Source organism: Streptomyces sp. NPDC001678 (genome assembly GCF_042892945.1).
GTDB lineage: Bacteria > Actinomycetota > Actinomycetes > Streptomycetales > Streptomycetaceae > Streptomyces.
On record NZ_JBIAUP010000007.1, the window covers coordinates 110004 to 128453 of the forward strand.

Here is an 18450-nt window from a genome sequence, read left to right on the forward strand (position 1 = left end):
AGGGGCCGGCGTCAGCCCGTCCGGCGTTCGAGGACGCCGTGCGAGGGGCGGTCCGGGGGCCGGGGGCCCGCCCCCGGCCGCCACCGCCGCAGTGCCCAGCCCGCCGTCACCGCGCCGGCGGCCAGCGCGTAGGCCGTCGTGCCCAGCAGGTCCGGGTCGCCCACCGCCCGGCCGCCGACGTACTTCGCCACGCCCGCCACGGCGACGCCCAGCCATTCCCAGCGTCCGTCGAGGGCGACCAGGGCCACGAGCAGCAGCGCGTACCACGAGTATCCCGGGGTCAGCAGCAGGAACGCCGCCCCGGTGACCAGCAGCGCGCCGCGCCAGGGCCGGTCCGCGTCGCCCCGGCGCAGCACATGTCCCACCAGCACCGCCAGTACCAGGAGGGCCGCGGGCAGGGCCCAGGCGTCGGGCAGCAGGAGCCGTAGCAGGGCGTAGCGGTTGCGGGCGGAGGCGTCGTCGTACCCCTCCTCCTGTGTGTAGCCGCTCAGATATCCGAGGACCGAGGAGTGGGAGAGCAGGACGTACGGCAGGTAGCCGAGCGCCACGACCGCGGCCGCGGGCAGCAGGACCGCCGCCGCGCGGCGGGCCCCTTCCCGCCACGTGGTCCCCTCGGCCAGCAGTCCGCTCAGCGCCCCCGGCACGGTGACCGCGGGCAGCAGCTTGGTGGCGATGCCCGCGCCCAGCAGTACGCCGCCCCCGGCCCGGCGGCGCCGGGCGAGGGCGGCGAAGGCGGCCGCGGTCAGCAGCGCGCCCAGCACATCGGCGTGGGCGTTGTTGACCGCCTCGACGGGAACGGCCGGGCACCAGGCCCAGTACGCGGCGTGCCGCCCGCGGTCGCCCCGGCGCAGCGCGTACAGCAGGAGCGCCGAGGTGGCCACGGCCAGCACCGCGCCGCCCGTCTGGAGCGGCTTGTGGCGGGAGCCGGGCGGCGAGAGCTCGTGGACGAGGAGGAAGTAGCCCTCGGCCACGGGCGGGTAAATGGTGTGTACGGAGGGCCTGTTGATGCGGGTGCAGGCGACGGTGCGCGGGTCCTCCGGTGGGATGCGGGCGCGGCCGGGGCCCCGGCAGGCCGCGCCCTCGGGGAAGAGCCAGCGGTCGCGCAGCGGCTTGAGGGCCGGGTCGGCGGGTGCGTGGTCGTACGGGGAAATACCGGCGGCCTGGACCCGGCCGTCCCAGGCGTAGCGGTAGGAGTCGGTGCTGGTGCGGGGCTCGGCGAGCAGCCCGGTGGCGGCGACCGCGACGGACCCGGCCAGGACCAGGGGCGCCACGTGCCGGGCGGGCACGCGGCGCAGCGTCCAGGCGGCCGCGCCGAACAGGGCCCAGGCCGCCGCGTACCAGGCGGTGAGGACGGCGGGGGCGGTGTCGTAGCCGTCGCTGCGGACCGCCGCCGCGAGGACGGCGGTGAGGGCGGCGAGGAGGGCGGTGGTGACGGCGGTGGCGGGGACGGCGGTGCGCTTGATCACGCCTTCAGCCTGGCACCGGAAGGGCGCGCGGCCCGGCCGTACGTGCCCGCCGTCCGTGTTTCGTAAGGTGTCGGTCCGCTCCTTCCGTTCGCGGGCCGGGGTCTGATGGGGGCATGAAGTTCCCTCTCCAGCGCCTCTGTTCATCCCTCCGAGATATCCGGCTGCACGACGCCCGTACGGCCACGGCGATCGGCCGCTGGCTGGGGGTGGCGGTCGCGGTCTGCTTTGTGACGGGCCTCGTCAGCCACTACGAGCAGCATCCGCCAGGCTGGCTGGGGAACGCGCTGCCCAGCCGTCCGGTGTGGGGGTACCGGGTGAGCCAGGGCCTGCACGTGGCGACCGGCATCGCGGCCGTCCCGCTGCTGCTGGCGAAGTTGTGGGCGGTGTACCCCCGGTTGTTCGTGTGGCCCGCGCTGCGGTCGGTCCGGCACGCGCTGGAGCGGCTGTCGGTGGCGGTCCTGGTCGCCTCGGCGCTCCTGGAGCTCTTCACCGGCCTGCTCAACTCGGCGCAGTGGTACCCGTGGCCGTTCTCCTTCGTGCCGGTGCACTTCGCGCTGGCCTGGGTGCTCCTCGGCGGGCTCGTCCTGCACCTGGCGGTCAAGGCCCCCGAGATCAGGGCCCATTGGCGGCTCCACTCGGCGGGCACGCTGTCCCTGCCCGCCGGGGACGGGCCCGACCGGCGGTCCCTGCTGAGGGCCGTGGGCGCGGCGGCCGGCGCGGTGACGCTCACCACCGTCGGCCAGAGCGTCACCCCGCTGGGCGCGCTCGACCTGCTGGCTCCCCGTCACCCCGGTCACGGCACGCAGGGCGGCCTGCCCATCAACCGCACGGCCGCCCTCGCGGGGGTGGACGCGTCCGCCGTGCGGGACTGGCGGCTGCGGGTCGACGGGCCGCGCCCGTACGAGCTCACCCTGGACGAACTGCGTGCCCTGCCCCAGCGGGAGGCCACGCTGCCGATCTCCTGTGTGGAGGGCTGGAGCAGGACGGCCCGCTGGACGGGCGTGCCGGTGCGGGACCTGCTGGACCGCGCGGGCGCGCCGCCGGGTGCCCTGATCCGCGTCACCTCCCTGGAGCGGCACGGCGCGTACCGGGTGACGGAGATGGCCCACACCTACGCCCGCGACCCGCTGACGCTGCTGGCGCTGCGGGTCAACGGCGAGGTCCTCTCCTTCGACCACGGCTACCCGGCCCGCGTCATCGCCCCGAACCGGCCGGGTGTCCTGCAGACCAAGTGGGTCTCGCGGCTGGAGGTGCTGTGATGCGGATCGCCGTGGGCACGGTGGGGGTCGCGCTGATGGGGGTGGGGGTGTGGGCGCTGTTGTACGGCGGTGCGCCGCAGGATCCCTGGCCGGTGGTGAAGTGGCTGGCCGGCGCGCTCGTCCTGCACGACGGTGTCGTCGCGCCGCTGACGCTCGCGGCCGGCTTCGTGGTGTCCCGGCTGCCGGGGCGCCGCCTGGTGCGGGGCACGCTGCTGGTGGTGGCCGCGCTGACGGCCGTGGCATATCCGGTGCTGTTCCGGCCGGGACGGCCGCAGAACCCGACGGTGCTGCCGCTGGACTATCCACGCAACTGGGCGCTGGCGGTGGCCGTAACGGTGGGGGTGACGGCGGCACTGTGGGCGGCAGCGCCCCGAAGGGGCGCGGGACACCGCTGATATGCGGCTACCGCCGCGTGGGCGCGAGCAACCACGACGCACCCGCGGATGACGCACCGGAGTCCCATCGGGACGCTTAGCGGGCACCCCCCGCGCCGCGGTGGCTGTCGCGTCGCAGCGCCGCGAACTCGCGCCCTCCGGCCGCCCAGCGCTCCGTCACCGTCCAGCCCGTCGCCGTCGCGTGGCGCGCCAGCGCGGGCGCGCCGACGCGGGCCCAGGGGAAGGACTCGCCGAGCCGTCCCCTGCCGTCGTCCACCCGTACCCGCACCCGCTCGTCGACGTCGACGGGTGCCGCTTCGACGAGCAGCAGCCCGTCGGGGGCCGCGATGCGGGTGGCGCGGTCGAGCAGGGCGCGCGGGTCGCCGCCGATGCCGATGTTGCCGTCGATGAGCAGCGCCGTGCCCCAGCGGCCCTCGCCGGGAAGCGTGTCGAACACCGAACGGCACAGCGCCGTCGCCCCGTTGCCCTGTGCCCGGGTGACGGCCGCCGGGCTCACGTCGACGCCCAGGGCGGGGTGGCCGAGCGCGGCGAGGGCGGCGACGAGGCGGCCGGGGCCGCATCCGATGTCGACGACCGCTCCCCGGCAGCGGCCGAGCACGGTCATGTCGGCCGGGTCCGCGGTCGCGCACCAGCGCTCGACGTCCAGCGGCAGCAGCCAGCCGTCGGCCCGGCGCAGGAACAGCGGGCCGCTGCCGAGGCGCACCGCGTCGGCGTAGGGGTCGGCACACCAGGGGCCGGTGGCCCGGCTGCCGGGAATCAGATCGGAGGCCGTCATCCGCGCGGGCCTCCGGCGAGCCGGGCCGCGGTGGCCGCGAAGCGGCCGCGCGGTGCGGCGGCGGCGACCCGGGCCACGTCGGCCGCGGTGTCGACGTCGAGGAGTTCGGGCAGTTCGCGGACGGCGAGTCCCGCCGCGACGAGCCGGGCGCGCTGACGCGCCCCGGTCGTGGGCGTCGACATCGGTACGCCGCGCAGCAGCTCGGGCCGGGGCTCGGCGAGCCCGAGGGCCCAGAAACCGCCGTCGGCGGCGGGCCCGAACCAGGCGTCGCAGCCGTGCCAGGCGTCGGCGGCCAGTGCGGGCGCGAGCAGGCGGGCCGTGACCTGCGGGGTGTCCATGCCGAGGAGGAGGGCCGGGCCCGCGCATCCCGCGAAGGCGTGGGCGAGCCGTTCGTCCAGCCCGCCCGCGCACTGCGGCACGACGTCGAAGCCGGCCGGCAGCCAGGGCCCGGGGCGGCCTTCGAGGACGAGCACCCGGCGGCGCGCGGGCATGTCCCGTACGGCGTGGAGGGTGTCGGCGAGGGACGCCTCGGCCAGCCGTGCGGCCTCGCCGGGGGTGTACGGCGGGGTGAGCCGGGTCTTGACGCGGCCGGGAAGGGGCTCCTTGGCGATGACGAGGAGGGTGGCCGGGCCGCCGGAGCCGGTGGCCGCGCTCACCGGGCGGCCGTCCGGGCGGCGGGGGCCCACAGCACCGCCCGCATGTCGCGCACCGCGCACCACGTGCCGCGCCAGGTGCCGGTCACCTTCGACTCCCCCGTGCGCGGCCGGTAGGGAACGTCCGTCTCACGGACCCGCCATCCCGCGTCGCCGGCCCGTACGACCATCTCCAGCGGATAGCCGCTGCGCCGGTCGGTCAGGCCCAGGGCGAGCAGCGGCTCGCGCCGGGCCGCCCGCATGGGGCCGAGGTCACGCAGGGCCAGGCCCGTACGCCGGCGGAGCATATGGGCGAGGGCGAGGTTGCCGAGGCGGGCGTGGAGGGGCCAGGCGCCGCGGCCCTGGGGGCGGCGGCGGCCGAGGACGAGGTCGGCGGAGCCGTCGCGGACGGCCGCCACGAGTCCCGGGAGCAGCCCGGGGTCGAGGGAGGCGTCGCAGTCGCAGAAGCACACCAGGTCCGCGTCGGCGGCCCGCAGCCCGGCGTGGCAGGCGGCGCCGAAGCCCCGGCGCCGCTCGTGGACGACGGTGGCGCCCAGCGAGCGGGCGAGAGCGGCGGAGCCGTCGGTCGAACCGTTGTCGACGACGATGGCCCGCCAGCCGTCCGGGATCCGTGCGAGCACCCAGGGCAGGGCGGCCGCCTCGTCGAGGCAGGGCAGTACGACGTCCACCCGGTCGGTGGTCGTGGTCGAGTTGGTCACCCCCGTCACCCTACGAAGACGAAACGGGCAAAAGGGATCCACGGTCCTTACGAAACGAGGACGTCGCTCCTGCTGGGAGCCCTGCGCGGGGCATCGCGGGACCGGTGGTGCGACCCTTGCGGAATGCAGCAGACACCGCCCGCCCGGGTGCTCGTCGTGGACGACGACCCCACCGTCGCCGAAGTCGTCACCGGCTATCTCGACCGTGCCGGCTTCACCGTCGACCGGGCCGCCGACGGCCCCGCCGCGCTGGAGCGGGCCGCGGCCGCCCGGCCCGACCTCGTCGTCCTCGACCTGATGCTGCCCGGCATGGACGGGCTGGAGGTGTGCCGACGGCTGCGCGACGACGGCCCGGTGCCCGTCATCATGCTGACGGCGCGCGGCGACGAGGAGGACCGTGTCCTGGGCCTGGAGATCGGCGCCGACGACTATGTGACCAAACCGTTCTCCCCCCGGGAGCTCGTGCTGCGCGTGGAGTCCGTCCTGCGCCGCGTCCGCGCCCTGGCCGACAGCCGCTCCGGTCCGGCGCCCCTGCTGCGCGCGGCCGGGCTCACGCTCGACCCGGTGGCCCGCCGCGCCACCAAGGACGGTGTGGAACTGCCGCTCACCCTGCGCGAGTTCGACCTACTGGCCTACCTGCTGCGCCACCCGGGGCAGGCCTGCGGCCGCGAGGCGCTGATGCGGGAGGTGTGGGGCTGGGAGTTCGGGGACCTGTCCACGGTGACCGTGCACGTCCGGCGGCTGCGGAGCAAGGTCGAGGACGATCCGGCACGCCCGTCCCTGATCCAGACGGTGTGGGGCGTCGGCTACCGCTTCGACGTGCCGGACGGCGAGGGCGGCGAGGGCGGCGACCGTGCGTGACCTGCTGCTGATCGCCCTGTTCGCGTTCCTCGGCGCGGCCGCGGCCGGGCTGCTGGGCGCCGTCGTCCTGCGGGCGCTGCGCCACCGCTCGGTGGCGGTCGCCCTGACCGTGGTGGCCGCGGTCTCCGTGACCGCCATGCTGGCCGGGACGCTGGCCGTGGCGTGGGCGATGTTCCTGTCCTCGCACGACCTGACCGTCGTGACGACCGTGTGCGCCATGGCCGCCGTGGTCTCGCTCGCCACGGCGCTGCTGCTGGGCCGCTGGGTGGTGGCGCGCAGCGACGCGCTGACCCGGGCGGCCCGTTCCTTCGGCGACGACGGCCGGTTCGCCGCGCCGGGGGGCCGCGCCACGGCCGAACTCGCGGCGCTCGGCCGGGAGCTGGCCGCCACCAGTGAGCGGCTCGCCCGGTCGCGGGAGCGGGAGAAGGCGCTGGAGACGTCCCGGCGTGAGCTCGTGGCGTGGATCTCCCACGATCTGCGCACCCCGCTGGCCGGGCTGCGCGCGATGTCCGAGGCGCTGGAGGACGGGGTGGCGGAGGACCCGGCGCGTTACGTCCGCCGGATCCGCACCGAGGTGGACCGGCTCAACACGATGGTCGGCGACCTGTTCGAGCTCTCCCGCATCCACGCCGGGGTGCTGCCGCTGAACCCGAGCCGGATGTCGGTGTACGACCTGGTGGACGACGCCCTGGCCGGGGTGGGGCCGCTGGCCCGGGAACACGGCGTCCGGCTCGTCGGGGACGGCGTGGACAGGGTCCCGGTCGAGGTCGACGGCAAGGAGATGACCAGGGTGCTGGGCAACCTCCTGGTCAACGCCATCCGCCGGACCCCCGCCGACGGCACGGTGGCGGTGGCCGCCCGGCGCGAGGAGGACCGTGTCGTGCTCTCCGTCACGGACGGCTGCGGCGGCATCCCCGAGGAGGACCTCCCCCGCGTCTTCGACACGGGCTGGCGCGGCTCGGCGGCCCGTACCCCGCCCGGGGGCGCGGGGCTGGGCCTGGCGATCGTGCGCGGCATCGTCGAGGCCCACTCGGGCCACGCGGCGGTGCGCAACGTCCCCGGCGGCTGCCGCTTCGAGGTCGTCCTGCCGACGGCGCCCTCGCCGCACCCCTCGCACGACAGGGGTGATCGGGGCCCAACGCGCTGACGTGATCAGGGATCGTGCGTCACGATGCACCCATCTCTGGCAGAGCGAGGACCGCCGAAGCGAACGGGATGGCCCATGTCCGACGACGGCACCGACACCGACCCCCTGCTCAGGATCGCCGCGACGATCGACCGGGAGCGGGACGCCTCCTCCCTGACCTGCCTGCGGTGCGGAGGGCCGTCCCGCGTGGTGGTGAGCGAGGAATCGACCGGGAGCGGCCCGCCCGTCATCCGGGTGCGCAAGGAGTGCGCGCTCCAGGGGTGCGAGCGCCCTTGACGCGGTGCGGCGCGGGCGGGCCCGCGCCGCGCTCCTCCTCACGCCCCGGCGCGCGCCCCGGTCGGCGCCCGCTGGGGCGCCCGCGCGAACTCCGCCATCCCCTCGGCGAAGCCGACCTCCGGCCGCCAGCCCAGCTCTTCCCGCAGCCGCCGCGAATCGGCCGTGATGTGCCGGACGTCCCCGAGCCGGTACTCCCCCGTCACCACCGGGCGCGGGCCGCCGTACGCGGCCGACAGGGCCAGCGCCATGTCGGCGATCGTCCTCGGCTCGCCGCTGCCGCAGTTGTACGGGCGTGCCAGGCCCGGCTCGCGGCCCGCGAGCGCCTCCAGGGCGAGGACGTTCGCGGCGGCGACGTCCCGGACGTGGACGAAGTCCCGGCGCTGGCCGCCGTCCTCGAAGACGCGCGGCGCCTCGCCCCGGGCGAGGGAGGAGCGGTAGAAGGAGGCGACGCCCGCGTAGGGAGTGTCGCGGGGCATCCCGGGACCGTAGACGTTGTGGTAGCGCAGCGCCACGGCCGTGCCGTCGGTGGCCCGGGCCCAGGCCGCGGCCAGGTGTTCCTGGGCGAGCTTGGTCGTGGCGTAGACGTTCCGGGGGTCGGCGGGGGCCTCTTCGCCGACCAGGCCGGGGACCAGTTCCCGGGCGCAGTCGGGGCAGCGGGGCTCGAAGCGGCCCGCCGCCAGGTCAGCCGCCGCCCGGGGGCCCGGCCGCACCCGGCCGTGCGCGGGGCAGTCGTACCGCCCCTCGCCGTAGACGACCATCGAGCCGGCCAGCACCAGCCCCCGCACCCCGGCCTCCGCCATGGCGGCGAGCAGGACCGCCGTACCGAGGTCGTTGCAGCCCACGTAGGCGGGGGCGTCGGCGAAGTCCTTGCCGAGGCCGACCATGGCGGCCTGGTGGCAGACGGCGTCGACGCCGCGCAGCGACCGGGCCACCGCGGCCCGGTCGCGCACGTCGGCCTCGTACCACTCGACGCCGTGGGGCCGGGGCGGGGCGGTGGGGTGGGCGGCGGGCAGCAGGGCGTCGAGGACGACGGCTTCATGGCCCCGGGCGGTCAGGGCCCGGACGATGTGCGAGCCGATGAAGCCCGCGCCTCCGGTGACAAGTACGCGCATGCCGCCGACGTTAGGGCCGGCGGCACCCGGAAGGCCCCTGCGCGCCGCCGTTCGTCACCGGTCCGTAAGGGCTCCGGCGGCGGTCGTCCGGGCCGCCCAGCGCTGTTCGACCTTGGCGAAGCGCCAGTAGCCGAGGGCGGCGGCCCAGACCACCACGAACAGCCCGACGATGACGAAACCGACGTTGTCGAGGTTCAGCCCCGCGATCCAGCCGGTCACCGCGTCGTCCAGATCGAGTTTCTCGTGGAGCACGCCCACCAGCTCGATGGTGCCGATGAGGAAGGCGACGGCGATGGACAGCCCGGTGATGGTGAGGTTGTAGTAGACCTTTCTGACGGGGTTGGAGAACGCCCACTGGTAGGCGAAGTTCATGAACGTGCCGTCGAGCGTGTCGAACAGGCTCATGCCGGCGGCGAACAGCAGCGGCAGGCACATGATCGCGTACCAGGGCAGCCCGGCGGCGGCGCCGCTGCCCGCCATGACCATCAGGGTGACCTCGGTGGCGGTGTCGAAGCCCAGGCCGAAGAGGAAGCCCAGCGGGTACATCTGGCCGGGGCGGGTGATGGAGCGGGTGAAACGGCCGAGGAGGCGGTTCATGAAGCCGCGCGAGTCGAGCTGCTTCTCCAGTTCGGCCTCGTCGTAGCGGCCCTCGCGCATGGCGCGGAAGACCCTCATGATGCCGGCGAGGGCGACGAGGTTGAGGAGGGCGATGAGGTAGAGGAAGCCGCCGGAGACCGAGGTGCCGACGACACCGAGGGTCTGATGAGTGGTGGAGTCCTCGTTCATCAGCGTCCCGGCCAGCCGGGTGCCCCCGCTGACCAGCAGGGTCAGCAGGACGACGACGCTGGAGTGGCCGAGGGCGAACCAGAAGCCGACGGAGACCGGGCGTTTGCCGTCCGCCATCAGCTTGCGGGTGGTGTTGTCGATGGCGGCGATGTGGTCGGCGTCGAAGGCGTGCCGCATGCCGAGGGTGTAGGCGGTGACGCCGAGGCCGACGCCGAAGGCCTTGGAGCCGACGGTGTAGTGGTTCGGCACGACCAGCAGGAAGAGCACGCCGAAGGCGACGACGTGGAGGGCGACGACGACGGCCAGCAGGCCGGCGGTCCGCAGGGTGTCCTCACGGCGCCAGCGGAAGGCGGGCGCGGACGGTTCGGTGGACGGGTCAGTGGATATGGACATCTTGGGGTGAACGCTCCAGCACCTCGTGGATCATTTCGAGATGCCGTGGCCGGTCTCCTGGCTTACGGGTGACTGGCGTTACCGCCCCGCCTTCCCGGCAGCCGGACGCTGCCAGTGGCTCCGCGCGCCGGGGCGCGCGGAAGAGGACGGTCACTCCCCGATCACAGTGGCGAGGGCCGCTCCGGAATCGGCCCACGAGGGCCTCACCGGTCTTCCCGAACACCACGGCCGGGCAACCATAACGTCCCGGCCGGGCTCCGGGGCGAGAATGTGGCACTTGCCATCTCCTCGCAGCAAGGTCCGACACTTCGCAGGTGATGGACGTGCCGGGCGGCCCGGTGTACGAGTGCAGGAACACCTCGACGGACGGACGCGAGAGGGCTGAGCGCCAATGGCGGGCACGGCAGGGGACATCGAGCGGGGGCCCGGGCGACCGGAGCCCGAGGTGCCGGAAGAGCGGGCGGCGTTCGTCCGCCGTATCGGGCTGTTCCAGGCCACCGCCATCAACATGAGCCAGATGTGCGGCATAGGACCGTTCGTCACCATTCCCTTGATGGTGGCCTCCTTCGGCGGGCCGCAGGCGGTCATCGGCTTCGTCGCCGGGGCGCTGCTGGCCCTGGCCGACGGGCTGGTGTGGGCCGAGCTGGGCGCGGCGATGCCCGGCGCGGGCGGCAGCTACGTCTATCTGCGGCAGGCGTTCCAGTACCGCACCGGCAGACTGGTGCCGTTCCTGTTCGTGTGGACGGCGATGCTCTTCATCCCGCTGGCCATGGCCACGGGTGTGATCGGCTTCGTCCAGTACCTGGGCTACCTCTGGCCGGGCATGACACAGACCCAGGGCGATCTGACGGGCCTGGCGTTCGTCGTGGTGGTCGTCGGGCTGCTGTGGCGGCGGGTGGAGAGCATCGCGCGGATCACGGCCGTGCTGTGGGGCGTGATGATCGTCTCCGTCGTCCTGGTCATCGTCGCCGCGTTCACCCACTTCAGCCCGGACCTGGCCTTCACCTACCCGGCGGGCGCCTTCGACCTCACGACCGGTCAGTTCTGGCTGGGCTTCGCGGCGGGCCTGACCATCGGCATCTACGACTACGGGGGCTACAGCACCGTCGCCTACATGGGCGCCGAGATCAAGGACCCCGGGCGGGTCATGCCACGGTCCATCATCTACTCGATCCTCGGCATCATGGCCATCTACCTGCTGCTCCAGATCGGCACCCTGGGCGTCGTCGACTGGCGGCAGATGCTGGACCCGGACTCCACGGCCGGGTCCTCCGTGGCCTCGGCGGTCCTGGAGCAGACGTGGGGCAAGGGCGCGGCGGACGTCGTCACCGTGCTGATCCTCGTCACGGCCTTCGCGTCGGTCTTCACCGGACTGCTGGGCGGCTCGCGCATCCCCGTGGACGCCGCGCGGGAGAACGTCTTCTTCCGCCGCTTCGGCGCCCTCCACCCACGGCTGCGCTTCCCGGTGCTGCCCCTGACGACGATGGGACTGATCTCGGCGATCGGCTTTCTGATCGGCCGTCACACCGACCTGGCGACGATCATCCAGTTGCTGATGGCGGTCATGGTGATCCTCCAGGCGCTGTCGCAGGTGCTGGCCGTGACCGTGCTGCGGCGCCGGCAGCCGGGGCTGCCGCGCCCGTACCGGATGTGGCTCTATCCGCTGCCGAGCCTGGTGGCGCTGGCGGGCTGGCTGGTGATCTACGGCTTCGCCGACCGGAACTCCCCCGGCCGCCATCCCATCGAGTGGTCGCTGGCCTGGGTGGGCGCCGGGTGCGTGGCCTTCGTGCTGTGGGCGGCGCGGGAGAAGGTGTGGCCGTTCGGGCCACGGGAGATCAGCGAGGACTACCTGCCCGCAGCGACCTTGGCGCCCGGGCTCGGCGAGCCCGTGACGGCCGTCCCCGACAGGCCCGCGGCCGACGCGGGGGACGACGATCCCGACCCCGGTACGGACCCGGGTACGGGCCCCGGCGGCGTGGCGCCCACGCCCGCCTGACGGTACGTCCGCTCCACCGGCCGGGCCGCCCGGACTCCTGCGGTCCGGCCGAACGGTGATAAAACGGCACCCATGCCTGTGACCACTGCCCCTCCCCCGCCCGTCCCCGGTGCCCAGCCGCGCAAGCTGCTCTGGCACCGCCTCATATTCGGGCTCTGGTACCGGCCCGTCGAGGTCCTCGACGAGGCGCGGGACCGGAGCGTCTGGGGAGCGGCGGCCTTCCTGTCCCTGCTGTGCGGGGCGCTGGGGACGCTGGCCAACGACTCCTTCTGGGTGCAGTGGGGGGTCAGCCCCGTGCTGGCGCTGGAGGCCATGGCCATCGGCTCGCTGGTGATGATGCTCGCCAGTCTGCTGCTGGGCGCCGCCACCCACGCCATCGCCCGCCGGCTGGGCGGCAACGGCAGGTTCGCCCCCACGGCGAGCCTGTTCGTCGTGCTGTTCTGGGCGAGCGATCTGCCCCGGCTGATCCTCGACACCTGGCTGCCTGCCGGTTCGGTGCCGGTGCGCGCCGCCGCGTCGGTGACGGCGGCCTTCGGCTACGCGCTCGCCACGCTGCTGATACGGGGTCAGCACCATCTGCCCACCCACAAGGCGGTGGCGGCGGTGAGCCTCCAGATGCTGGCGGCCGTGACGCTGCTCAAGTTCCCGCCCGGCAGCGCCTGAGCGAGCCCGAGCGGGCCTTGGCGGGCCCGAGCGGTGGGGTGACGACGAAGGCCCGCCCGGTGCGACGGGGGATGCACACCGGGCGGGCTCGAGGACAGTTCTACCTCATCAAGGATGGGTTATGCATCAAAAACCTGTTCGGTCGGCCGAAGACCAGCGAACGGGGAGCGATTTCAGGCCACGCGCGCGGATGGCCGGACGCCAGGTCAGCTCCTCCCTCGGAACGTCGAGTTCCAGATTTTCGAAGCGCTCCAGCAGCGCGGCGAGCGCGGTCTCCGTCTCCATCCGGCCCAGCGCGGCGCCCAGGCAGTAGTGGATGCCATGGCCCAGCGCGAGGTTCCCCGAGCGGTCCCGTCCCAGGTCGAAGCGGTCGGGGTCGGGGAATCGGGCCGGGTCGCGATTGGCCGAGGCCAGCGACAGCAGAACGGTCTCGCCCGCCGGGACCGTCACTCCGCCGATCTCGACGTCCTCCACCGGAAAGCGCCGGATCGCCAGCGGAACGGGTCCGTCCCACCGGCTGACCTCGTCCACGAGCGCCGCGAGACCGTCCGGATCCTTACGCACCGTCTGAAGCAGTTCAGGACGGTCCAGCAGGGCGAGAACGGTGTTGCCGATGAGGTGGGTCACGTTCTCGTATCCACCGAACACGATGAGGAACGCCAGGGACGTCAGCTCGTCCTGGGACAGCGTGTCCCCGGCCTCCTGCACCGCGATCAGGTCCGAGAGCAGATCGTCGCCGGGCTCGGCGCGCTTGGACTCGATGAGCCCGGTGAAGAAGGCCAACAGGGAGGCGACCGCCTCCTTCATCAGATGGGGCCGCGTCCGGTCGGGCGTGATCATCGCGTCGGTCCAGGCCCGGAAGTCGACCCGGTCGACCTGGGGAATGCCCAGCAGATCGCAGATCACGGCGATCGGCAGCGGTCCCGCGAAGGACTCCAGCAGATCCGCCCGCCCCGCCGGCTCGACGGCGTCCAGCAGCTCGTCGGCGAACTTCCGCACCGGGCCGCGCAGCTTCTCCACCCGGCCCGGGGTGAACGCCTTCACCACCAGCCGGCGCAGCCGGGTGTGGTCGGGCGGGTCCATGTTCAGCAGGTTGGCGTCGAGCGCCGGGGGCAGGGAGAAGCCGCTGTAGTTGCCGGGCAGGGCGTTGCTCCGGTCGAGGGAGAGCCGGGGGTCGGCGAGGGCGGCCCGTACGTCGTCGTAACGGGTCACCAGCCAGGCGGGCTTGCCGTCGGGGCCCTCGAACCGGTGCACGGGGCCGCTCTCGCGGAGCCGGGCGTAGCAGCCGTAGGGATCGGATATCAGGTCCGCCGTCGTGGGTGGGGTGTCGGTCGGTCGCATGGGATCCGACTCTAGACCGGACCGACCGGCCCTTTTGTCCTAGATCGGATATTCGATCGGCCATCCGGCCGGGGTGCCGGGACAGGTGGGGCGGAATCGCACAAGCGGCGCCGGATTCCGGCGGATCGACGATCCGTCGGAATCCGGCGCCGGCCTGTGTCGTAGGCGGCCTTGACCCCCGTCCAGGGCCGCCTCGTCCATGGGCCGCACGCCGTCAGGGGCGGCGTGCCGCGCTGAGCTCCCGTAGTTCGGTGAGCACCGCGTCGACCAGCGGATCGTGGAAGACGTCGGCGACGCGTGCCAAGTGCTCGTGCTCCTCCGCCGGGTCGGCGCTCACGGTCATCACCACGCTGTCGGCGGACGGCCGTGCCACGTGCCCCACGACCTGGTTGCCCAGGCCCCTGCGGAGCGCGGCGGCCTCGACCACCGCGGCGGTGCGGTGCTCGTCGAGGGCGGCGGCGCCGGCCTTCTCCCGGGCGATCTCCAGGGTGATGGGCTCGACGTGCCGGCGCACGCCGCGCTGGATGTCACGGATCTCGGCCATCTGCCGGTTGGCCCGCCACTCCAGGTCCGCGAGCGGCCAGCGGGCCGCCCAGCGGGACTCGGGGATGGTGACCTCGGGGGCGTGGGCGGTGACCTCCTGCCACAGCGGCTCCAGCCGGCGCAGCCGGCGCCAGGCGGCGGCCCGGGGGCCGACGGCCGGCAGCGAGAAGCCGAGCAGGACCAGGAGCGCGGCCACCGAGGCAGTCATCGGGGCCACCCCGTTGGACAGCCAGTACTGCTCGTGCCCGGCCCAGCTCAGGGCGAACCCGGCGAGCTTGCAGGCGCAGTACACCAGGCCCAGCCAGCAGCCCGCGGCCAGGGTCCGCAGCCCCCTGGCGAGCCAGGAGCGGCCCAGCTGGGCGGCGTAGCGCGGGCAGAGCGTACCGAGCCCGGCGAGGCTCACGCCGAAGATCAGCAGATAGATCACCAGGAAGGCGACGACGCCGGGGGCGTCGGCGTAGGCGGTGCTGAAGTCGCGCGGGTGCTCCACGTCGTCCGGGCGGCCGACGAGGAAGCAGACGACGGCCGATGCCCAGGCCAGCCCCACCGCCCACACCGCGAGCCGGCTGCGCGCGGCGGCGCGGGCGTGGGCCTCCTCGTCGCCCCGGCTGGTCCAGCGCAGCAGCAGCACGGTGGCGCCGGAGGCGAACAGCACGACGGCCGAGTAGAGGAAGACCATCGCCAGGTTCGCGACGCCCGTCAGCCGGTCGAAGGCGCGGTAGACGCTGGGCGCGGAGAACAGGAAGACGATCGGCACGCCGGAGGTCATCAGGGCGGTCAGGCCCAGGTCGACATTGCCGCGGTCACGGAACCAGGCCCGGGCCTTGTAGCCGACGATGGCCCAGGTGACGACGCTGAAGCTCAGGTAGAGGGCGTCAAACACCGGCGCCCCTTCCGTCGGCGGACCCGTCCTGGAGCTTCTGCCGGACGTGCTGGAGCGCGGGCCCCAGCGACGCGGCGAGCTCGGCGGCCTGACCCTCCAGCAGGACGTCCTGGCCCGGCGGCGGAGGCACCACCTTCGCCATGAGGAGGGTGCCGAGGATCTCCGTCTCGCGCTCGGTGAGGTTGTCGTAGCAGTGGTGCCGCGCGAGGCCCATGGTCAGGCCCATGCGCCGCATGGCGGTGGCCACGTCGACCGAGGGCGTCCACACCTTGAGGGCGTCCTCGGTGACGGCGGGGTCCTGGTCGTGGCCCAGCAGCAGATGACCGATCTCGTGCAGCACGATGTGGACCTGGTGCCAGGGGGAGGTCTTCTGCTCGTAGATGACCCAGTACGCGTCGTCCGTGGTGGCCGTCATACCGGAGACGACCCCGTCCAGGCTCATGGGCACCAGATGGATGGGCCGGCCCACATGGCGTGCCACGGCGGCGCACATGCCCTGGAGATCGGTCGACGCGGGCAGGGCGAGCTCATGGATGAGCTGCTTGCACCGGCGACGTATCCGTCCCACGCGCATGCTTGCACCGTCCTCGTCCTCGCTACGCCGCCAGTTGGTGAAGAGGCCGTCCTCCGCTGTCACGGTCACGGGCGCTCCACACCCCCCGCGTCGGGCGGGTCGGACGGAAGGTTCATCTGCTGCCGGAACTGGCTGATGATCGTGGTCAGGCTGTCCTGCACCTCGGGGGGCAGGCCCACCGAGCGCAGGGCGATGGCCCGGACGCGCTGGTCCCTCATCGCGACGAGGAAGCGGACCTCCTCCTCCACGCGCTCGGCCTGGGAGGCCGACAGATCGCCCATCAGATACCCCACCGGCACGGCGAAGAACTTCGCCAGCGCCCGCAGGACGTCCGGGCTGGGGTTGGCGCGCTTGCCGTTGCGCAGCATCGACAGATACTGCTCGGTGAGCGTGACGCCGCCGTACTCCTCCCCGCGGCTGATCTCCTCGGCCACGTGCCCGTTGGTGTACGGCGCGCCGGGCGGGTGCATGTTCGCGAACAGGTAGTTGAGCCGCTGCGCGAGCGGGCTGCCCGCGTCACCGGCCGTTGCCGGCCTGTCCCCCCCGTTTGTCATCTGCCCCGTTCCTTCACACGCGCTGTGTCCCGCGGCCGCATGGCCTGGTACGACATACGACCAATTACTGCCTTTCACGGCCAGTTAAGTCCGTGGCGACTACGAGGGGCATCCTGCCATGACCGGAACTTCGCGCACTAGTCCGCCGGGCGTTACAAGCGGATGTCGGACTTAACCACGGGTTGAGCCGCACCGGACCGGCCGGATTCGCCTACGGTGGGGGCGGCAACGGAAGCGGGGGCGCAGTGGCGCAAAAGGGTTGCGGGGGCGGCATGGCAGGCGGTAAGGGCGTCGGGAGCATAGGGAGCCGGGAGCCGGGAGCCGGGAGCCGGGAGCCGGGAGCCGGGAGCCGGGAGCCGGGCAGACCGGCTGAACCGGGCGATCTGCTCGTTCCGGTGGGGCCGGACGCCCGCCGGTGGGGAACGTTCCGGGGCGACCGGATCCTGGTCGCGGCGGCCCGTACCGTCACCTCCACCGTCCGGCTGCTGGACACGCTCCCCGCGCTGTTCCGCTCCGACCCTCGCGTCGACGTCGTCTTCGCCTTCGACCCCACCTCCGCCTTCAACGACGGCGTCCATGACCTCCTCCGCGACGCGGGCGTCCGGGTCATGCCCTGGGGGCAGCTGGCCCGGACGGAGTGCCATCTCGTCGTCTCCGCCAGCGAGAACATCGACCTGGCCCCCGTCCCCGCCGGCTGCCCCGTCCTCGTCCTGCCGCACGGCGTCGGCTTCCACAAGCTGGTGCCGGACGCGCGCGGCACCGGCCGGCGGCTGTCGGGGGTCATGGACGACGAGCGCGCCTGGCACGCCGTCTCCCACCCCGACCAGATCACGCAACTCGCCGAGCACCACCCGGCCCTGGCGGCCCGCGCCCGCCTCGTCGGCGACCCCTGCCACGACCAGCTCACGGCGTCCCGGCCGCTGCGCGACCGCTACCGCGCGGCGCTGGGGGTCCGGGACGGACAGCGGCTGGTGCTGCTGAGCTCCACCTGGGGCCCGCAGTCCCTGCTGGGCACCGACCCCGCCCTGCCCGCCCGGCTGACGGCCGGGCTCTCCCCGGACGACCACCGCGTCGCCGCGGTTACCCACCCCAACGTCCGGTCGGCGCACGGCTCCTGGCAGATCCGCCAGGTCCAGGCGGCGGCCCTGGACGCCGGGCTGCTGCTCGTCCCGCCGCAGCGCGGCTGGCAGGCCGCGCTCCTCGCGGCGGACGTCCTCGTGGGCGACCACGGCTCGGTGACCTTCTACGGCGCGGCGCTCGGCACACCGCTGCTGTTCGCCGCGTTCGGCGAGGAGTCGGTGCCGGGCACGCCGATGGCGGAGCTGGGACGCGTCGTGCCGCGCCTCGACCCCCACGCGCCGTTCGCCCCGCAACTGGAGCGGGCCGTGGCCGAGCACGACGCGGAACGCGTGGCCAAGGTGGCGTCGGGCGCCTTCGTCGAACCCGGGCGGGCGCTGGAGCGCCTCCGGTCGCTGGCCTACGGCCTCCTGACCCTCCCCGAACCGGCCACCGCGGGCCCGCCGCCCCTGTACGCGGCACCGGAGCCGCGGGCCGAGGGCCGGGAGGCGACGGCGCTATGGGTCGGCGTGAGCGTGACCACCGACGGCACGGTGGCGGTGACCCGGCTGCCTGCTGTCGGCGGCGCCGAACCCGTGGAGGACGACGACGTGTCCGTCCACCTGGCGTGCGACGAGCGCGAGCGGGACCTGCGACTGCTGGGCAGCGCCTCCGTGCTCACGTGCGGGACGGCGGAGTCCTGCACGGTGGCCGCCCGCTCGGCGCGCGAGACGCTCGCCCGCTGGCCGGGCTGCCGCCTGGCGACGGCGGGCTTCCCCGGTGGGTGCGTGAGTGTGCTGCGGGACGGGCGGGTGGTGGAGTCCCGGGCTACGGGCCCGGTGAGCGATCCGGGCCTGCACGCGGCCGTCGTGTACGGACTGTTGCGGGCCGGGAGGGAACTGGGCGGGGTGGTGGCGCTGCGCGTCGGGGGGCGGGAGGAGGACGTGGCGATCACACCCCGGTCCCGCCCTAACCCTTTCCCGCGCGGCTCGTTGTCGTAGATACGACAGTACGACGCC

18 protein-coding genes and 1 riboswitch are annotated in these 18450 nt (G+C 74.0%); of the genes, 8 read left to right on the top strand and 10 right to left on the bottom strand.

Annotation, left to right across the window (positions count from 1 at the left end; genetic code table 11):
* Window positions 1–11: 11 nt before the first annotated feature.
* Window positions 12–1466: a glycosyltransferase 87 family protein gene (locus tag ACFYZR_RS17050; RefSeq protein WP_391910891.1), complete on the bottom strand. Its 1455-nt coding sequence runs from the start codon at window positions 1464–1466 to the stop codon at window positions 12–14.
* Between the two features lie 113 nt (window positions 1467–1579).
* Between ACFYZR_RS17050 and ACFYZR_RS17055 the strand changes: the two genes are divergently transcribed.
* Entirely contained in the window at window positions 1580–2725 is a 1146-nt protein-coding gene (locus ACFYZR_RS17055; protein ID WP_391910893.1) for a molybdopterin-dependent oxidoreductase, read from the top strand.
* Window positions 2725–3120, top strand: a complete 396-nt coding sequence (locus tag ACFYZR_RS17060) for a hypothetical protein (RefSeq protein WP_391910895.1) — start codon at window positions 2725–2727, stop codon at window positions 3118–3120. The genes ACFYZR_RS17055 and ACFYZR_RS17060 overlap by 1 nt, the downstream gene beginning before the upstream one ends.
* Before the next feature lie 76 nt (window positions 3121–3196).
* Here the strand turns inward: ACFYZR_RS17060 and ACFYZR_RS17065 are convergent, their stop codons facing one another.
* From ACFYZR_RS17065 to ACFYZR_RS17075, 3 genes are read right to left on the bottom strand one after another with little or no spacing between them, the layout of a single operon-like run.
* Complete coding sequence (locus tag ACFYZR_RS17065) at window positions 3197–3895, bottom strand: class I SAM-dependent methyltransferase (RefSeq protein WP_391910897.1); 699 nt, start codon at window positions 3893–3895, stop codon at window positions 3197–3199.
* On the bottom strand, window positions 3892–4551 hold the full coding sequence (locus tag ACFYZR_RS17070; protein ID WP_391910899.1) for a DUF2064 domain-containing protein: 660 nt from the start codon (window positions 4549–4551) through the stop codon (window positions 3892–3894). The genes ACFYZR_RS17065 and ACFYZR_RS17070 overlap by 4 nt, the downstream gene beginning before the upstream one ends.
* On the bottom strand, window positions 4548–5255 hold the full coding sequence (locus ACFYZR_RS17075) for a glycosyltransferase family 2 protein (RefSeq protein ID WP_391910901.1): 708 nt from the start codon (window positions 5253–5255) through the stop codon (window positions 4548–4550). Before ACFYZR_RS17075 ends, ACFYZR_RS17070 begins: the two co-directional genes overlap by 4 nt.
* Window positions 5256–5369: 114 nt before the next feature.
* On the opposite strand from ACFYZR_RS17075, the gene ACFYZR_RS17080 reads away from it, so the two are divergent.
* The 3 genes from ACFYZR_RS17080 (at window position 5370) to ACFYZR_RS17090 (ending at window position 7530) form a co-directional block, all read left to right on the top strand.
* Window positions 5370–6107 carry a response regulator gene (locus tag ACFYZR_RS17080; protein ID WP_391910903.1) on the top strand — a complete coding sequence of 246 codons (738 nt, stop codon included), beginning with the start codon at window positions 5370–5372 and terminating at the stop codon, window positions 6105–6107.
* Complete coding sequence (locus tag ACFYZR_RS17085) at window positions 6100–7254, top strand: sensor histidine kinase (RefSeq protein WP_391910905.1); 1155 nt, start codon at window positions 6100–6102, stop codon at window positions 7252–7254. Before ACFYZR_RS17080 ends, ACFYZR_RS17085 begins: the two co-directional genes overlap by 8 nt.
* Before the next feature lie 75 nt (window positions 7255–7329).
* Window positions 7330–7530: a hypothetical protein gene (locus ACFYZR_RS17090; RefSeq protein WP_391910907.1), complete on the top strand. Its 201-nt coding sequence runs from the start codon at window positions 7330–7332 to the stop codon at window positions 7528–7530.
* A gap of 38 nt (window positions 7531–7568) precedes the next feature.
* Here ACFYZR_RS17090 and ACFYZR_RS17095 read toward each other — a convergent pair whose 3' ends face one another.
* Entirely contained in the window at window positions 7569–8642 is a 1074-nt protein-coding gene (locus ACFYZR_RS17095) for an NAD-dependent epimerase/dehydratase family protein (RefSeq protein WP_391910909.1), read from the bottom strand.
* Between the two features lie 54 nt (window positions 8643–8696).
* The gene (locus ACFYZR_RS17100; RefSeq protein WP_391910911.1) at window positions 8697–9821 is read right to left on the bottom strand and encodes a HoxN/HupN/NixA family nickel/cobalt transporter; all 1125 of its coding nucleotides are present in this window, start codon (window positions 9819–9821) and stop codon (window positions 8697–8699) included.
* Between the two features lie 29 nt (window positions 9822–9850).
* Window positions 9851–10063: riboswitch (cobalamin riboswitch) on the bottom strand.
* Between the two features lie 149 nt (window positions 10064–10212).
* Here ACFYZR_RS17100 and ACFYZR_RS17105 point away from each other — a divergent pair.
* Both ACFYZR_RS17105 and ACFYZR_RS17110 read left to right on the top strand, forming a co-directional pair.
* Window positions 10213–11817, top strand: a complete 1605-nt coding sequence (locus ACFYZR_RS17105) for an APC family permease (RefSeq protein ID WP_391910913.1) — start codon at window positions 10213–10215, stop codon at window positions 11815–11817.
* Between the two features lie 72 nt (window positions 11818–11889).
* Window positions 11890–12480, top strand: a complete 591-nt coding sequence (locus ACFYZR_RS17110; protein WP_391910915.1) for a YIP1 family protein — start codon at window positions 11890–11892, stop codon at window positions 12478–12480.
* 126 nt (window positions 12481–12606) lie between these two features.
* Here ACFYZR_RS17110 and ACFYZR_RS17115 read toward each other — a convergent pair whose 3' ends face one another.
* From ACFYZR_RS17115 to ACFYZR_RS17130, 4 genes are all read right to left on the bottom strand, one after another.
* Window positions 12607–13821: a cytochrome P450 gene (locus ACFYZR_RS17115; RefSeq protein WP_391910917.1), complete on the bottom strand. Its 1215-nt coding sequence runs from the start codon at window positions 13819–13821 to the stop codon at window positions 12607–12609.
* A gap of 214 nt (window positions 13822–14035) precedes the next feature.
* Window positions 14036–15247 carry an MAB_1171c family putative transporter gene (locus ACFYZR_RS17120; protein WP_391910919.1) on the bottom strand — a complete coding sequence of 404 codons (1212 nt, stop codon included), beginning with the start codon at window positions 15245–15247 and terminating at the stop codon, window positions 14036–14038.
* The gene (locus tag ACFYZR_RS17125; RefSeq protein ID WP_391910921.1) at window positions 15240–15890 is read right to left on the bottom strand and encodes a hypothetical protein; all 651 of its coding nucleotides are present in this window, start codon (window positions 15888–15890) and stop codon (window positions 15240–15242) included. Before ACFYZR_RS17125 ends, ACFYZR_RS17120 begins: the two co-directional genes overlap by 8 nt.
* Entirely contained in the window at window positions 15887–16375 is a 489-nt protein-coding gene (locus ACFYZR_RS17130; RefSeq protein WP_391910923.1) for a helix-turn-helix domain-containing protein, read from the bottom strand. Before ACFYZR_RS17130 ends, ACFYZR_RS17125 begins: the two co-directional genes overlap by 4 nt.
* Before the next feature lie 395 nt (window positions 16376–16770).
* On the opposite strand from ACFYZR_RS17130, the gene ACFYZR_RS17135 reads away from it, so the two are divergent.
* Window positions 16771–18432, top strand: coding sequence for a hypothetical protein (locus tag ACFYZR_RS17135; protein WP_391910925.1), 1662 nt, complete (start codon window positions 16771–16773; stop codon window positions 18430–18432).
* The last annotated feature ends 18 nt before the right edge of the window (window positions 18433–18450 follow it).

Excerpts from the sequence above, each read along its gene's own strand:
- ACFYZR_RS17100 (WP_391910911.1), bottom strand. The coding sequence starts at position 9,821 with ATGTCCATATCCACTGACCCGTCCACCGAACCGTCCGCGCCCGCCTTC.
- ACFYZR_RS17080 (WP_391910903.1), top strand. The coding sequence starts at position 5,370 with ATGCAGCAGACACCGCCCGCCCGGGTGCTCGTCGTGGACGACGACCCC.
- ACFYZR_RS17115 (WP_391910917.1), bottom strand. The coding sequence starts at position 13,821 with ATGCGACCGACCGACACCCCACCCACGACGGCGGACCTGATATCCGAT.
- ACFYZR_RS17110 (WP_391910915.1), top strand. The coding sequence starts at position 11,890 with ATGCCTGTGACCACTGCCCCTCCCCCGCCCGTCCCCGGTGCCCAGCCG.
- ACFYZR_RS17065 (WP_391910897.1), bottom strand. The coding sequence starts at position 3,895 with ATGACGGCCTCCGATCTGATTCCCGGCAGCCGGGCCACCGGCCCCTGG.
- ACFYZR_RS17130 (WP_391910923.1), bottom strand. The coding sequence starts at position 16,375 with ATGACAAACGGGGGGGACAGGCCGGCAACGGCCGGTGACGCGGGCAGC.
- ACFYZR_RS17095 (WP_391910909.1), bottom strand. The coding sequence starts at position 8,642 with ATGCGCGTACTTGTCACCGGAGGCGCGGGCTTCATCGGCTCGCACATC.
- ACFYZR_RS17090 (WP_391910907.1), top strand. The coding sequence starts at position 7,330 with ATGTCCGACGACGGCACCGACACCGACCCCCTGCTCAGGATCGCCGCG.
- ACFYZR_RS17055 (WP_391910893.1), top strand. The coding sequence starts at position 1,580 with ATGAAGTTCCCTCTCCAGCGCCTCTGTTCATCCCTCCGAGATATCCGG.
- ACFYZR_RS17060 (WP_391910895.1), top strand. The coding sequence starts at position 2,725 with ATGCGGATCGCCGTGGGCACGGTGGGGGTCGCGCTGATGGGGGTGGGG.
- ACFYZR_RS17105 (WP_391910913.1), top strand. The coding sequence starts at position 10,213 with ATGGCGGGCACGGCAGGGGACATCGAGCGGGGGCCCGGGCGACCGGAG.